The organism is Enterobacter cloacae complex sp. SHL012, from assembly GCF_049237505.1.
GTDB lineage: Bacteria > Pseudomonadota > Gammaproteobacteria > Enterobacterales > Enterobacteriaceae > Enterobacter > Enterobacter kobei.
Genome location: NZ_JBMKIZ010000002.1, coordinates 305,492 through 321,401, shown reverse-complemented (window position 1 = coordinate 321,401; position 15,910 = coordinate 305,492). Strand labels below are relative to the sequence as shown.

Here is a 15,910-nt window from a genome sequence, read left to right as displayed (position 1 = left end):
GGGATGTACACAATAAAACAGAGCGCTATGCAACCGTCTCTGCTTCAATGGGTACGATAAGGCTTGCATGATTGCCTTTTGGTCCCTGGTGTACATCGAACCGGACGGACTGCCCGGCTTTGAGCGTTCTGTAACCATCCATCTGAATGGTGGAATAGTGAGCGAAGATATCCTCGCCGCCGCCTTCGGGGCAGATGAAGCCAAACCCTTTGGCGTTGTTGAACCACTTAACAGTACCCATTTCCATGCTTCGACATCCTTCGTAAATCTTATAAGTTAAGATGGAATGAACCGGTGGTGGAGTGGGGGCTGTTCAAAACCTCGCCATCTCACGCTTGTACAATTTAGAGAAACGAAAGACGTCGTCAAGCGTTTGGCGCTGGAGATGGGACAATAATCAACCAAAGTTTGAAGCAGTTAACGCTATTGCAACGGTTTGTGACAGACATCGCGGATGACAGTAATAGATGATTGTTATCTAACATCTGAGGTAGATTCAAAGTGGTTATGCAAAATGGGTAAGACCAACGACTGGCTGGATTTTGACCAGCTGGCGGAAGATAAAGTGCGTGACGCGCTAAAACCGCCATCTATGTATAAAGTTATGTTAATGAACGATGATTACACGCCGATGGAATTTGTTATTGACGTGCTACAAAAGTTCTTTTCTTATGATGTAGAACGTGCAACGCAACTGATGCTTACCGTTCATTATCGAGGCAAAGCCATCTGCGGCATCTTTACGGCAGAAGTGGCGGAAACCAAAGTGGCGATGGTGAACGACTATGCGAGGGAGAACGAGCATCCGTTGCTGTGTACGCTGGAAAAGGCCTGATAAGGCATAAAATTGGGGGAGGTGCCTATGCTCAATCAAGAACTGGAACTCAGTTTAAACATGGCTTTCGCCAGAGCGCGTGAGCACCGACATGAGTTTATGACCGTCGAGCATTTACTGCTCGCGCTGCTTAGCAACCCATCTGCCCGCGAAGCGCTGGAAGCCTGCTCCGTGGATCTGGTGGCGCTACGTCAGGAACTCGAAGCCTTCATCGAACAAACCACACCGGTGCTGCCAGCCAGTGAAGAGGAGCGCGACACGCAGCCGACGCTCAGCTTCCAGCGCGTGCTGCAGCGCGCGGTATTCCACGTCCAGTCTTCCGGACGTAGCGAAGTGACTGGCGCAAACGTCCTGGTCGCCATCTTCAGCGAGCAGGAGTCACAGGCGGCCTACCTGCTGCGCAAACACGAAGTCAGCCGACTCGACGTGGTGAACTTTATTTCTCACGGAACGCGCAAAGACGAGCCTAACCAGGCATCGGATTCCAGCAATCAGGTCAATAACAATGAAGAGCAAGCAGGCGGGGAGGATCGTATGGAAAACTTCACCACCAATCTTAACCAGCTTGCTCGCGTTGGCGGTATCGACCCGCTGATTGGTCGCGATAAAGAGCTGGAGCGCGCGATCCAGGTGCTGTGCCGTCGCCGCAAAAACAACCCGCTGCTGGTGGGTGAGTCAGGCGTGGGTAAAACCGCGATTGCCGAAGGTCTGGCCTGGCGCATTGTGCAGGGCGACGTGCCGGAAGTGATTGCCGATTGCACCATCTACTCGCTGGATATTGGCTCGCTGCTGGCGGGCACCAAATACCGCGGCGATTTTGAAAAACGCTTCAAGGCGCTGTTAAAACAGCTGGAGCAGGACACCAACAGCATTCTGTTTATCGATGAGATCCACACCATCATCGGCGCAGGTGCGGCGTCCGGTGGCCAGGTAGATGCCGCTAACCTGATCAAACCGCTGCTCTCCAGCGGCAAGATCCGCGTGATTGGCTCCACGACCTACCAGGAGTTCAGCAACATCTTTGAAAAAGACCGTGCGCTGGCGCGCCGCTTCCAGAAAATTGACGTGACCGAACCGTCCGTTGAGGAAACGGTGCAGATCATCAACGGTCTGAAGCCGAAGTATGAAGCGCACCACGACGTGCGTTACACCGCGAAAGCGGTCCGTGCGGCGGTGGAGCTGGCGGTGAAATACATCAACGATCGTCATCTGCCGGATAAGGCGATTGACGTGATTGATGAGGCAGGGGCGCGAGCGCGCCTGATGCCGGCCAGCAAGCGTAAGAAAACGGTTAACGTGGCGGACATTGAGTCCGTGGTGGCCCGCATCGCGCGTATTCCTGAGAAGAGCGTCTCTCAGAGCGACCGCGACACGCTGCGCACCCTCGGCAATCGCCTGAAAATGCTGGTCTTTGGTCAGGATAAAGCCATTGAGGCCTTAACCGAAGCGATCAAGATGGCCCGCGCCGGGCTGGGGCATGAGCACAAGCCTGTCGGGTCCTTCCTGTTCGCTGGCCCAACCGGCGTCGGGAAAACCGAGGTGACGGTTCAGCTCTCCAAAGCGCTGGGCATTGAGCTGCTGCGCTTTGATATGTCCGAGTATATGGAGCGCCACACCGTCAGCCGCCTGATTGGTGCGCCTCCGGGCTACGTGGGCTTCGACCAGGGCGGCCTGCTCACCGACGCGGTGATCAAGCATCCGCACGCGGTACTGCTGCTCGATGAAATCGAGAAAGCGCACCCGGATGTGTTCAACATCCTGCTGCAGGTGATGGACAACGGGACGCTGACCGACAACAACGGGCGCAAGGCGGACTTCCGCAACGTGGTGCTGGTGATGACCACCAACGCCGGGGTACGTGAAACCGAGCGTAAATCCATCGGCCTGATCCATCAGGACAACAGCACCGATGCGATGGAAGAGATCAAGAAGATCTTTACGCCGGAGTTCCGTAACCGTCTGGACAACATTATCTGGTTCGATCACCTGTCTACCGAGGTGATCCATCAGGTGGTGGACAAGTTCATCGTCGAGTTGCAGGTACAGCTGGACCAGAAAGGCGTATCGCTGGAAGTGAGCCAGGAGGCCCGCAACTGGCTGGCTGAAAAAGGCTACGACCGTGCGATGGGTGCCCGTCCGATGGCGCGCGTGATTCAGGACAACCTGAAGAAACCGCTGGCGAACGAGCTGCTGTTTGGCTCGCTGGTGGACGGCGGTCAGGTGACCGTGGCGCTGGATCAGGCGAAGAACGAGCTGACGTACGACTTCCAGAGTGCGGCGAAGCACAAGCCGGAAGCGGCTCACTGAGTAGTAAGGTAAAAGCAAAACGGCAACTTCGGTTGCCGTTTTTTATTGTTTGCTCCCTCTCCCTGTGGGAGAGGGCCGGGGTGAGGGCATCAGGCCGCAGAGGAATTTTGCGAGGCGCTTTCCAGTTTCTTTCGATGTCTGTTGCTGGATGAATCCACAGTAATAAAATGGCGGCGCACCTGCAAAATCAGGTGTCGGGATTGGCGTCCTGAAAGCGTGTGCACAGACAATCTTGCGTGCATAAAGGATCACATATGACTGATATTAATGGCTTCACCCAACTCTACACCGAACTCTCCCTCAATCCCGATCTTCCAACCCTTGCTGAGCGCTGCAAACTACTCACCGAAATCCTCCTCGACTGCAAATCACTCCCGCAGACGCAGCCCGTGTGCCGTTGCCTTGGTGCATACCTGGAAGAAATGAAAACCGGCCTCACAGAATCAATGCGTGACTTTCAGGTGGTGGAATTTGAGCACGAAGCGGAAGAACCGCGACAAAAAGAGTGGCTGCTGGAAGATACAGAAACGAAATGCGACTACTGCCGGGCATTAAACCATGTGCTGCTGGTATCGCATTTTGACCGCGATATGTTGCCACACCTGACGGGATTACTGCATGACATCACGCATTCAATGGCGGCAGATGTGGTATCTCCTCATGATGCTGGAACGGGAAATTCTGTTATTTCTTGAGTGGAGTGCACACCGCCAGGGGCTGTCCCCTGGCGACAACGGAGAAACCCTTTTTTTGAGATGCTTTATAACTCATTGATTTATAATGTTTGCTTTTACGTTGCAGAAAAAGGGTTTTGCCTGTTAACGTTGCGTAGTTGCCTTAATAACAATAAGATAGCGCTGTTTTCTTCCAGTTCACTGCCGTACAGGCAGCTTAGAAAATGGTGCGCTACGTACAACGTAGATCACGGACGTTCACTGCCGTACAGGCAGCTTAGAAACAAGACCGACCATCACGGCCAGTGAACGAACCGTTCACTGCCGTACAGGCAGCTTAGAAATTACCGTCTCGTTTGGGATAATTTTCAGAAATGTTCACTGCCGTACAGGCAGCTTAGAAAAGGCGAGCGGCACAGCCATTGCTCTGACGCAGAGTTCACTGCCGTACAGGCAGCTTAGAAATGTCGCGCAACTGGTCATAAACGCGCAGCGCCGTTCACTGCCGTACAGGCAGCTTAGAAAACTAAACTGGCAACCAGTGGATGCCATCATGTGTTCACTGCCGTACAGGCAGCTTAGAAATAAAGAGAGAAAGCGGGCTCAACGCGCCCGCGGTTCACTGCCGTACAGGCAGCTTAGAAAAGTCCATTCGGCCTGCATGTTTTATCTTCAACGTTCACTGCCGTACAGGCAGCTTAGAAATGGGACACATGAATAGCCTTGCTGGTGGTATATGTTCACTGCCGTACAGGCAGCTTAGAAAGACCATGTTGACCGGCTGGCCGTCCCACGTTGGTTCACTGCCGTACAGGCAGCTTAGAAAATTACTTCCCCACTCTTGCGCATCTTGGCGAGGTTCACTGCCGTACAGGCAGCTTAGAAAATATCAGCCTCAGAATACGCATATGCGCACCTGTTCACTGCCGTACAGGCAGCTTAGAAAGGTTTACTCTGTGCCTGGCTACATTGACCACTGTTCACTGCCGTACAGGCAGCTTAGAAATTTCTCCCCTCGCACAGCTTGCCGACGTTTTTGTTCACTGCCGTACAGGCAGCTTAGAAATTGGGTACTGGCTCAACTGCTGGTTCGAAGAAGTTCACTGCCGTACAGGCAGCTTAGAAATGAACTATGTCGGCCAGGCTGGTGCGACAATGGTTCACTGCCGTACAGGCAGCTTAGAAAGTTATTGAAGTTCCTGTGAGTGCCGGCAAAGCGTTCACTGCCGTACAGGCAGCTTAGAAAATGCTGACGCGATCCGATCCCGGGATATCTGCGTTCACTGCCGCACAGGCAGTACCTCTCAAACCAACCCACTGTAATATTCACCAAACCTATTTAAAACCTTATACCATCCAATCTGCACTCTCTATTTTCACAATAGATAAAAAACCTATTCACGCATAAATTATATTCCAGCAAATATATTATTCGTAAAAATAATATATTGTCATGAAAACATGATTTCCCACTTTATTACCACGATGATTATTATTCATTTGATGTCCGTCACATTTGTTTTCATTCATTCTTCGCTAACATACTGCACATTCAACACCTTGAAATAAAAGCCCTTGCTATGTCCGTAAACAGCATCACTCCTACAGACTTAAAAACCATTCTGCATTCAAAGCGTGCCAATATTTATTACCTGGAAAAATGTCGCATTCAGGTGAATGGTGGCCGTGTTGAATATGTTACCCAGGAAGGAAAAGAGTCGTTTTACTGGAATATTCCTATCGCGAATACTACGGCGGTGATGCTGGGAATGGGAACCTCCGTTACTCAAATGGCAATGCGGGAATTTGCGCGGGCAGGGGTGATGGTCGGTTTTTGTGGAACCGATGGCACGCCACTTTATTCTGCGAACGAGGTGGATATTGACGTCTCCTGGCTCAGCCCGCAAAGCGAATATCGTCCGACGGCATATTTACAAAACTGGGTCTCATTCTGGTTTGATGAAGAAAAACGCCTGCAGGCGGCAAAGCAGTTTCAGTTTATTCGTTTACAGCAAATCGAAACGCAGTGGGCGGGAGTGCGGATGCAGCGAGAAACTGCTTTTCAGCCTGATAAGGGCACGCTGGAAGCTATTCTGGAACGTGCCAGACAGGGCATGGAAAACGCACAGGATCATACCTCGCTGATGCTCCGGGAAGCGCAGCTCACAAAATCACTCTATAAACTGGCCAGCCAGACCGTGGGCTACGGCTGCTTTACTCGCGCCAAACGGGGTGGCGGGGCGGATATGGCGAACCGTTTTCTCGATCAGGGCAACTACCTGGCCTACGGGCTGGCGGCTATCGCGGCCTGGGTGACGGGAATTCCGCATGGTCTGGCCGTAATGCACGGTAAAACCCGACGCGGAGGACTGGTCTTTGATATTGCTGATTTAATCAAAGACGCTTTGATTATGCCGCAGGCATTTATCGCCGCAATGCAGGGGGAGGATAATCAGCAGTTTCGCCAGCGCTGCATCAACGCGTTTCAACAGGCTGATGCGCTGGATGTGATGATCGCCACCTTGCAGGAAACCTCGCACTTGCTGGCGGGCGTCGAAAAATGAATGTGCTGATTATCTCTCGATGTACCAAACGTGCGCGCGAGCAAAGCTGCCAGATTATCGATCAGTTTGCTGAGCGCACCGGAGACGCGGCGTGGCAGACGACGATAACCATGGAAGGCGTCACCACCCTGCGCAAGCTGCTGCGTAAAACGGCACGCCGCAACACCGCCGTAGCCTGCCACTGGTTGAAAAAAAACGGACAAACCGAGCTGCTGTGGATAGTCGGGAATTTGCGACGCTTTAACGCGCAAGGGCGCGTGCCAACCAATCGCACGACCCTGCAAATTATCCGTAATGACAGCGAACATCGCTGGCAAAGTGCGGAAAGCATCGCCCTGCTGGCGGCGATCGCCGCGCTGTTTCATGATTTTGGTAAAGCGGGGATGTGCTTCCAGCAGACGCTTAAAGGGGAAAGTAAGCACGTCTGTCAGCCGTATCGTCATGAATGGATCTCGGTTCGTCTGTTTGAGGCCTTTGTGGGGGAGCAATCCGATGCGCAGTGGCTGACATCGTTGACGCAGCTTAAAGCCGCTGACGAAAAGGCCATGCTCAACGCGCTGAAGATGGACACAGACAAGAACTGCAGCCTTTTGGGGAACCTCCCGCCTCTGGCGAAAGTGGTGGTATGGCTGATATTGTCGCATCACCGTTTACCGCAGTCGCATTCGACTCGTCCTCAACTGATCTATTGCGAAGGCTGGTTTGAGAAACAGCTGAACGCAGACTGGAACTCGCTTAATCATAAATCCACCGAAAAACATCCGTGGAAAGCGCGCGATTTTAAAAATGTCTGGAAATTCCCTCACGGTACGCCGCTAAAAAGTAAAACCTGGCGCGAGAAGGCCCGGCAGATTGGTAAACGCATCCGTAACCTGCCCGCGCTGCTTCATGCGGGATCGCTGGATAATCTCTTTACTCTTCATCTTGCCCGCCTGTCTCTGATGTTGGCCGATCACGTTTACTCCTCTCAACCGGCTTATTCCGGATGGCAGGATGATGCCGTCCAGTGCTGGGCCAACAGCGACCGCCAGTCCGGGCAGCTTAAGCAAAAGCTGGATGAACACAATGTCGGCGTCGCGCATCTGGCGCTGTTGATGGGGCGTTCTCTTCCGGCGTTGCGCCGTTCATTGCCTGCCATCGCCCGGCATAAAACGTTTCGGGAAAGGGCGAAAGATCCGCGTTTTAACTGGCAAAACAGGGCGTGGGACGTGGCGTCCTCCCTGCGCGAGAAGAGTGAAGAGCAGGGCTTTTTCGGCATCAATATGGCCTCGACCGGATGCGGGAAAACCTTTGCGAATGCCCGGATCATGTACGCGCTGGCAGATGAACAGACAGGATGTCGTTTTAGCGTGGCGTTGGGGTTACGCACGCTGACGCTGCAAACGGGTCAGGCGCTACAGTCGCGTCTGGGGCTGGATGATGACACGCTGGCCGTGCTGACCGGTGCCGCAGCAGTGAAGGAGTTATATCAGGGCAATGATGCTGACGATTCCAGCAGCGCCAGCGACGAAACGTTATTCGCCAGCCATCACTATGTGCATTACGAAGGGGCGACCAGTCACGGGATTGCTCAGCAGTGGCTGGTGAAAGAACCGGCGCTAAATCGCCTGGTCAGTGCGCCTGTACTGGTCACCACCATCGATCATCTGATGCCTGCTACGGAAGGCGTGCGCGGTGGCAGACAGATCCCCGCCATGCTGCGCCTGCTGACCAGCGATCTGGTACTTGATGAGCCTGATGATTTTGACGTCGATGATTTGCCCGCCCTGTGTCGGCTGGTGAACTGGGCGGGCATGCTCGGTGCCCGCGTGCTGCTTTCCTCCGCAACGCTGCCTCCCGCGTTAACGGAAGCGCTATTTGAAGCCTATCGGGAAGGGCGCAGAGCCTGGCAGGCTGCGTGCGGTCAGTCGGACAGACCGATGAGTATCTGCTGCGCCTGGTTTGATGAGTATGGCGCGCAGTCACAGGATGTGGCCGACGATGCTCAATTTCGGCAGGCGCATGGCGATTTTGTCAGGCAGCGGATTAAACATCTGCCAGACCAGCCCTGGCTTCGTCTGGGTAAACTGGCCGCCATTGAACCGCTCTCTTCCCGCGCGGCCGATGTTGTCTCTTCGCTGGCACAGACGTTATACGAGCAGATGATCGTGCTGGACGGCGATCATCGCAGCACGCATAAAAGCGGCAAAACCGTGTCGTTTGGTCTGGTGCGGATGGCGAACATCAACCCGCTGGTTGCCGTCGCGCAAGCGCTGATGGCGTTACCTTCTCCGGACAATTACCGCATTCATTACTGCGTGTACCACAGCCAGCACCCGCTGGCGGTGCGCGCGGCGATTGAAAAACGACTCGACGCCGCGTTCACGCGCCACGAACCGGAGCAGGTTTGGGAATTGCCTGAAGTTAAGCGGGCGCTGATGTCACCAGAACAGCACCACCTCTTTGTCGTGCTCGGAACATCCGTTCTCGAAGTCGGGCGCGATTTCGATGCCGACTGGGGGATTATCGAGCCGAGCTCGATGCGTTCACTTATTCAGTTTGCGGGGCGTATTCAGCGCCATCGTCAGAGTGTCCCTGAGCGCGAAAATCTGGTGATTCTCCAACGCAACATACGTGCGCTTCGCGGAGAAAAGATTGCCTACTGCCGACCCGGTTTTGAAACCGAGCAGCATCCGCTGGCTCATCATGACCTTAATGAACTTCTTACTGAAGAAGGCTATCGCATGATCAATGCGAGCCCACGCATTGTTGAGGATTTGCCCGGCAATGCGCTGGCGGCGCTGGAGCACACTCGTTTACGGACCGCGCTGCTGGACAGCGGCGATAAATCAGATGTGGTCGCTGCGTCCTGGTGGCGGCTGCCGCTCACGTGGAACGGTGAGTTGCAGCGGCGGACCCCTTTTCGCCGTGCTTCACCGCAGGAAACTTTCTTTTTGCGTATGGAAGAGGAAGACGATGAACCTGAGTTTTGCCTGATGCAGGAAAACGGGGTGTTAAAACCTGCGGGAGGGTTTTGCGAACAGCCGTTGTTGATGGCTGAGGGAGTAGCGCCGTGGATGGCGATTGATTATGGCGAGGTATTACAGGCGCTGGCCGAGACGAAGCAGATGGAGCTGGCTGCGGTGTCTCGACGGTATGGCGAAATTACGTTGAGAGTGACCCGGGAGGAGGAAACAGAGAAATGGTTGTATCACCCCGCATTGGGTGTGTTCAGGGAATATCTCTAAGAGTCAGGAGCGAGTATGTCAGTTGAAGCACTAAGCGCTTTCCTTGCTGAGTATATAGCCGGTCGACGGCAAGCAAAGCTGGAAGCATTTGATAAAGCGGCCGCAAAGCGCAGCGAAGATAGCGCAACGCTTGCGGCAGAACGCCGGGAACTGGAACGTCGCTATGAGCCGAAAGCATGGCTGACGGATGCAGCGAAGCGAGCCGGACAAATTAACCTCGTGACCCATGCGGCGAAATTTACCCACGGGGATTCAAAAAGTAGCAGTATTTACAGCGAGGCAGTGGCGCAGGAAGGGTATCTCAGCACCGCCGCGTTGTCAGGTCTGGAATCGGATGCGGTGGGCAACGCTGCTGTTATGGATGTAGCAAAGTTGCTACAGGCTCGAGTCGAAGATGGCGATTCTCTATTGGCTAGTTTTCAGCGTGGCGATCACAGAGCGCTCGCCACTTTCACCGATGATGCTAATCAGTTGAATGAATGGATTGCCGGATTCTCACGAACTTTGATTCCAGGAAAACCTGTTTCGCACGTGTTGGCGAAGCAAAGTTATTTCCCTGTTGGTGATGATTACCACCTATTAAGCCCGCTCTTTGCCACTTCGTTGGCTCACGTCCTGTATCAGAAAATGGCTGCCGTGCGCTTTAGCGAAGAGGCTAAAGCTATATGGAAAGCTCACAGTAAGAAAACGTGGCATCCCATTCCGCTGACAATATTTCCAAATTCAGCAGAAATGCGTTTTGGAGGCTCCAACAAGCAGAATGTTTCGTATTTCAATAGCGTGAGAAGAGGGGGGATCTGGCTACTTTCCTGCCAGCCGCCGCAATGGACGCAAGTTGAAAAAACGCCGACTGAAGTCCGTTCAATCTTTAAGTTTGGTGAAGAGTTTGATCGTAAAGCTTACGGCATCGTTCAACGCATGCTTACCGTCATAAATCGTCCCGGTAAAAACGTTAAAATTCGCGACGATCGCGATGAATGCATTGATCAGCTTATTGATCTCTTGTTTGAAATATCAACAAAACTCCAGTCTGAAAAATGGCAAAATTGGACGCTTAAATGCCCTGTTCTTAAATCCCATCAGCAGCTCTGGCTCGATCCCTGGCGCACAAAAACAGACGAAGCCTTCCGTCTTGAACGAGAAAAAGACGACTGGCAGGACGCTGTGGCGGAAGATTTTGCCCTCTGGCTCAATGCACGTCTGAGAAAGACACTGCCTGATGTGGGGGAAGTGGAAAAGCGTGTTTGGGAATCACGTACACATTTGCGCATGAACCTGCGAGACATGGAGAAAATTGTCCGGGAGGCTCTGAAATGAGTTCGTTAATCCTACTTCGTCGTATCAAAATTGAAAATGCAAATACTGTTGCTGGCCTTACGTATGGATTTCCTGCAATCACCCATTTTATGGGATTTTCCCATGCGTTATCTCGCAACTTGATGGAAACACACGGGTTAAAAATTGATGGCTGTGCGGTTGTGAGTCACGAGCAACAGATTCATGCGCACAGGTCCAATTATGATTACCATTTCTCTCTGACCCGTAACCCACTGAACCATAAAGGGGAAATTGCACCCTTCAATGAGGAAGGTCGCATGCACTTAACCGTTTCATTACTGCTGGAATGTCACGGCGAAATCCCTAACGGTGAATACGGGCAGCGTGACCTCGCAGCGTTTCTTTCACAGGTGTACCCAACCCTCAGGTTGGCAGGCGGAATGATCACCAATATTGAGTGTATTTCAGTTATGGCGATGCCCACCAGCGGTCAGGAAATTAGTCGATTACAGTGGCAATTGATGCCGGGCTTTACCTTGCGCGATCGCAGTAGCTGGCTGGGTGAGCATCATCAAACGCTTCTGAAAAACGACCCAAATGCCACGCTTCTTGACGCCTGGCTCGACTTTGCTTCGTTAAAAATGCAGGCCGAAACGCCAGAAGAGGGAGATATCCACGAAGGCGACTCGGCCAGATGGCAACATGTTCCTAAGCCCAATTCCGGTTATCTGGTGCCAATAATGACTGGTTATCAGCGTATCTCAGAAATTTATGCTCCTGGCTCTATAACTCCAGTGCGAGATGCAGAAATACCCTTCGCGTTTGCTGAAGCGGTGTATGGCATAGGTGAATGGTGTGGGGTGCATAAAATCCGGTCTCTTGAGGATATTTTTTGGCGTTACCGAACGACAGAAACGGGTTATTACTGTCAGGGCGCGGGCGCGCCAGTGGCATTTGAGCATTTAAATTAAAAGGAATGAATATGGCAAAGGTTTCAAAAGCAGATAAGAAAAAAGGAATGGTACTTGCGTTCGAACGTAAATTGGCAACGTCGGATGCGGTGATGTATTCAGGATGCTGGGAGGGTGAGAATTGGGAACCGATTCGCGTTAAGGAAAAAGCAGTGCGTGGCACTATTTCTAATCGTTTGCACCATCCCACAACAAATGATCCAACTAAATTAGATGCTGATATTACAAAAGCAAACCTTCAGCGAGTGGATGTAGCAGCACTACCAGCAGACGCTGACACGTTAATGGTGAAATTTACACTGCGCATTCTGGGTAATTTGTCCACGCCTTCTTTATGCGATGATCGTGTTTATCATAACGCACTTAAACAGGTGATTGATGACTATACCGATGAGCATGGTTTTTCTGAACTGGCTCGTCGTTATGCAATCAATCTGGCAAACGGTCGCTTTTTATGGCGTAACCGCGTCGGTGCTGAAAAAATTGTCGTAAAAATCACTGGCTGCGGGTCATGGTCGTTTGATGCGTTTGATTATTCGTTGCACAATTTTTCTGCCAGCGATAAGCAACTTGACGAACTGGCGCTTGAAATTGAAAAAGGGCTAAAAGGTGATGGATTTGTCCTGCTGAGTGTTGAGGCGCAGGTGCTTCTTGGCGCAGGGCAAGAGATTTTTCCTTCGCAGGAGCTTGTACTAGACAGCAATAACAATAAAAGTCGTGTTCTATACCAGGTGGATAGTGTGGCAGGAATGCACTCCCAAAAAATTGGCAATGCGATCCGTACCATCGACAGCTGGCATCCACACGTCGCAGAATTTGGTGCGATTGCCGTTGAGCCCTATGGCTCTGTCACTACTCGTGGTGTAGCTTGTCGTCAGCCCATTGGCAAAATGGACTTTTATACACTTCTCAATAACTGGGTGACGAAAAAACAAAAACCAGATGTTGAGCAACAGCATTACGTGATGGCTGTGCTGATCCGTGGTGGTGTATTTGGTGGAAAGGATGATTGAGGAATCGTGATGGATCACTATCTTGAGATCCGTGTCCTGCCCGACCCGGAGTTCAACGAGGAAATGCTGATGGCGGCGCTGATGGCTAAACTGCATCGTGCGTTGGGCCAGCGGGGGCAGGGGGATATTGGTATTAGCTTCCCTGCGCATGGCATCAAGCCCGGCCCGGTGTTACGCCTGCACGGTACTCACCCGGCGTTAAGCGAACTCGAATCACTGGTGTGGCGAAAAGGATTGAGCGACTACTGCATGTCTTCGGACATCCAGCCCGTGCCTGTCGTCAAGCAGTGGCGCTGCGTGAGCCGCGTCCAGGTGAAAAGCAGCGCGCAGCGTCTGATGCAACGCTCGGTAAAAAAAGGATGGCTAACGGAGGAGGAGGCGCAGCAGCGTCTTCTGACGATGCAGGAGGCGAGGACGGATTTACCCTGGCTTAACTTGCGCAGTCTCTCAACAGGCCAGTCTTTTAAGCTCTTTATTCTCCATGGTGATGTGCTCTCTGCGCCTGTCTCCGGAATATTTACGACCTACGGACTCAGCGCGACGGCAACGGTTCCCTGGTTCTGAGAAGCTTAACCGCATCCGCGCTCAGGGTGCGGTTTTTTCAGCCAGGCGGGTATCAAAATTAAAGGGCAGTTGCTGAACAGAATTCAGCGCCGTGTGGAAGGACGGATGTAAGGGGTTAAGGATGGCATTGTTTTCATAAGGAATGATGCAGGAGGGTAAGATGAGCGCGAGGGCGCTTTTAGCCTGCAACCAACCGGTTCCCAGATCCATCGTTGATACGGGGGCCGGATTTTCCTGCCAGTCCTCGGGGAGCCACGCTTTATCCAGGTAATCAATCTGGTCATCCGGGATATCAATGCTGAAAAGCTGGTACTGATTCAGTACAGTATCTTTTCGAACGTGCACCAAAATCTCCAGTGAGGCCAGTGAAATGGAGGTGGACACATACACAGCTGGATGGCCTTTATGATTCCACCGCCCGCCATACTGGTTTGCACCACTTCCGCTCCACGCTTCGCTGGCATAGCGCCCCGTTACCAGTCGATAAAAAATCATGCGAACACACCATGTTCGAGTCGACCAATCAAGTCGGTGACTTCCAGTGCACCGGTTTCGGTCGCGATCAGGTCGATAGGGGCAACATTTCCTAGCCCGCGCACAGGTGCCTGCAGCCAGTTCCATGCCTCTTCTTTACTGCCAAAATAGTCGACAGCAGCATCCAGCACCCGAACGAAACGGGCCACGCGTTCGCTTTCATCCGGCGTCAGCGTCCGTCCCGCGCTTTTGCGGCGGGCCACGTTACGTTCATTAATTCCGGTGACGCGCAAAATGTCCGCTTTCGACATCGCCGTCCACTCATGAATATTGTCGAGGACGCTGACGGGTAATCCCTGATTGAGAAATTCGATTAGCCGCATACCTCTGTTCGCAGGTAAACCGGCGTACCGCCAAAGCGCGTTATCAGCAGGTTTCTGCGCGGGGATCCATGTTCTCATGTTGCCTCCTGGGTGATGTCATTTGTCATGGCTAAGTATAGTCATTTGTCATAATGAATGAAATGGATGTTTTTTATGCAGGGGGTATAAGAAGAAGGGCGTTTGACCCTAATTTTTAGTGAGTTTGTAAGGTATTGATTTTAAATGGATATTTTGAGGGGGTAAAAAAGAGGGTAAAAGAAGGGTTTTTAGCTTTTTTTGTATGAAAATCATAATGGTGTGGGGATATTATTTGAGTTCACTGCCGTACAGGCAGCTTAGAAATTGGCGAGTTGGCGTGAGTTACGGTAGATACAGTTCACTGCCGTACAGGCAGCTTAGAAAATATTTTGTATCGCTGACTGTCTGTGTCTTCTGTTCACTGCCGTACAGGCAGCTTAGAAAGTCTTCAAGTGCCATAAAATCCCCTTATAAGCGTTCACTGCCGTACAGGCAGCTTAGAAAGTTAACTTCTGATGAGATTGCTGTCAGCGTAATGTTCACTGCCGTACAGGCAGCTTAGAAAAGCTCCTGCGGGCCCTAGCAAATTCTTACCCTGTTCACTGCCGTACAGGCAGCTTAGAAAGTAAGATGTGGAAGTCTGGTGATTTACCTGCGGTTCACTGCCGTACAGGCAGCTTAGAAATTTCAACTCGGACAGGGTCGCGTCAGCGTCAAGTTCACTGCCGTACAGACAGCTTAGAAACGCAGTCGTCAATTAAAACTGACATCTTGTCGGTTCACTGCCGTACAGGCAGCTTAGAAATTGTACAAACTGACCTGGAAAGCCTGGGTTATGTTCACTGCCGTACAGGCAGCTTAGAAAGCATGGAACATGACGAGCTGTTATTCTGGCTGTGTTCACTGCCGTACAGGCAGCTTAGAAAACCTACCAGCAGCGTACCGGTGGCTTTTGCTCGTGCACTGCCGTACAGGCAGCTTAGAAAACGAAAGGGAAAACAATGCATTCACTTGCGCATTCCACTGCCGTACACGCAGCTTATCAAAATAGAAAATAAGGACTCCCCTCCTAACTTTCTACACTGTCGAGCAGACAGCCCCGCAGCTGATACGAACCGCCAAATAATTGTTCAAATAATCGACTGCACCACAAAAAAATAAGGCCGGGAAAATCCCGGCCTTATTTAATATTCATCTGCCATTACAGGCGAAAACAATTAGCGACTACGGAAGACAATGCGGCCTTTGCTCAGGTCGTACGGGGTCAGTTCAACAGTCACTTTGTCGCCCGTTAAAATGCGGATATAGTTTTTGCGCATTTTACCGGAGATGTGCGCAGTTACCACGTGACCGTTTTCCAGCTCTACGCGAAACATGGTGTTAGGCAACGTATCAAGTACGGTACCCTGCATTTCAATATTGTCTTCTTTGGCCATCTAATCCTCTGGGGTATCACTACCAAGTTTTGAACCGGCAAGATAATGCCGAAATTCATCAATTAAGTAAAGAATTGCGCGTTTAAAACGCAGCAAAACAGTTTCGGCGCATTGCCCAAGCGTCACGGTACAACCGAACGGAAAGCGCATTCGTAAAGGGGATACA

Annotated in this window: 13 protein-coding genes and 2 CRISPR repeat arrays; of the genes, 9 read left to right on the top strand and 4 right to left on the bottom strand. The window is 51.9% G+C overall.

Going from position 1 to position 15,910, the window contains the following annotated elements:
- Positions 1-25: 25 nt before the first annotated feature.
- Positions 26-247, bottom strand: coding sequence for a cold shock-like protein CspD (gene cspD / locus ACOTY9_RS09185; RefSeq protein ID WP_008499993.1), 222 nt, complete (start codon positions 245-247; stop codon positions 26-28).
- Between the two features lie 267 nt (positions 248-514).
- Between cspD and clpS the strand changes: the two genes are divergently transcribed.
- The 9 genes from clpS to cas6f all read left to right on the top strand — a co-directional run bounded on the left by clpS (position 515) and on the right by cas6f (position 13,433).
- On the top strand, positions 515-835 hold the full coding sequence (clpS, locus tag ACOTY9_RS09180) for an ATP-dependent Clp protease adapter ClpS (protein WP_006174393.1): 321 nt from the start codon (positions 515-517) through the stop codon (positions 833-835).
- 27 nt (positions 836-862) lie between these two features.
- Positions 863-3,142 carry an ATP-dependent Clp protease ATP-binding subunit ClpA gene (gene clpA / locus ACOTY9_RS09175; RefSeq protein ID WP_014831269.1) on the top strand — a complete coding sequence of 760 codons (2,280 nt, stop codon included), beginning with the start codon at positions 863-865 and terminating at the stop codon, positions 3,140-3,142.
- 254 nt (positions 3,143-3,396) lie between these two features.
- Entirely contained in the window at positions 3,397-3,837 is a 441-nt protein-coding gene (locus ACOTY9_RS09170; protein WP_248082077.1) for a hypothetical protein, read from the top strand.
- Positions 3,838-4,012: 175 nt separating this feature from the next.
- A CRISPR array of direct repeats spans positions 4,013-5,062; the repeat unit is 28 nt; unit sequence GTTCACTGCCGTACAGGCAGCTTAGAAA.
- 334 nt (positions 5,063-5,396) lie between these two features.
- Positions 5,397-6,380, top strand: coding sequence for a type I-F CRISPR-associated endonuclease Cas1f (gene cas1f / locus ACOTY9_RS09165; protein WP_248082079.1), 984 nt, complete (start codon positions 5,397-5,399; stop codon positions 6,378-6,380).
- Positions 6,377-9,607: a type I-F CRISPR-associated helicase Cas3f gene (cas3f, locus tag ACOTY9_RS09160; RefSeq protein ID WP_248082081.1), complete on the top strand. Its 3,231-nt coding sequence runs from the start codon at positions 6,377-6,379 to the stop codon at positions 9,605-9,607. The genes cas1f and cas3f overlap by 4 nt, the downstream gene beginning before the upstream one ends.
- A gap of 15 nt (positions 9,608-9,622) precedes the next feature.
- Complete coding sequence (gene csy1 / locus ACOTY9_RS09155; protein ID WP_347484545.1) at positions 9,623-10,924, top strand: type I-F CRISPR-associated protein Csy1; 1,302 nt, start codon at positions 9,623-9,625, stop codon at positions 10,922-10,924.
- Complete coding sequence (gene csy2 / locus ACOTY9_RS09150; RefSeq protein ID WP_347484547.1) at positions 10,921-11,856, top strand: type I-F CRISPR-associated protein Csy2; 936 nt, start codon at positions 10,921-10,923, stop codon at positions 11,854-11,856. The genes csy1 and csy2 overlap by 4 nt, the downstream gene beginning before the upstream one ends.
- An 11-nt stretch (positions 11,857-11,867) precedes the next feature.
- Entirely contained in the window at positions 11,868-12,869 is a 1,002-nt protein-coding gene (gene csy3 / locus ACOTY9_RS09145; protein WP_121527681.1) for a type I-F CRISPR-associated protein Csy3, read from the top strand.
- 9 nt (positions 12,870-12,878) lie between these two features.
- Positions 12,879-13,433 (top strand): type I-F CRISPR-associated endoribonuclease Cas6/Csy4, encoded by a 555-nt coding sequence (gene cas6f, locus ACOTY9_RS09140; protein WP_348565666.1) that lies wholly within the window; start codon positions 12,879-12,881, stop codon positions 13,431-13,433.
- Between the two features lie 21 nt (positions 13,434-13,454).
- On the opposite strand, the gene ACOTY9_RS09135 is transcribed toward cas6f, so the two are convergent.
- The 3 genes from ACOTY9_RS09135 to infA all read right to left on the bottom strand — a co-directional run bounded on the left by ACOTY9_RS09135 (position 13,455) and on the right by infA (position 15,744).
- The gene (locus ACOTY9_RS09135; RefSeq protein WP_121527683.1) at positions 13,455-13,928 is read right to left on the bottom strand and encodes an RES family NAD+ phosphorylase; all 474 of its coding nucleotides are present in this window, start codon (positions 13,926-13,928) and stop codon (positions 13,455-13,457) included.
- Entirely contained in the window at positions 13,925-14,368 is a 444-nt protein-coding gene (gene parS, locus ACOTY9_RS09130; protein WP_248227768.1) for a type II toxin-antitoxin system Xre/ParS family antitoxin, read from the bottom strand. Before parS ends, ACOTY9_RS09135 begins: the two co-directional genes overlap by 4 nt.
- A 236-nt stretch (positions 14,369-14,604) precedes the next feature.
- Positions 14,605-15,354: direct repeats of the CRISPR family, unit length 28 nt; unit sequence GTTCACTGCCGTACAGGCAGCTTAGAAA.
- Positions 15,355-15,525: 171 nt separating this feature from the next.
- Positions 15,526-15,744, bottom strand: coding sequence for a translation initiation factor IF-1 (infA, locus tag ACOTY9_RS09125; protein WP_002211347.1), 219 nt, complete (start codon positions 15,742-15,744; stop codon positions 15,526-15,528).
- Between the last annotated feature and the right edge of the window lie 166 nt (positions 15,745-15,910).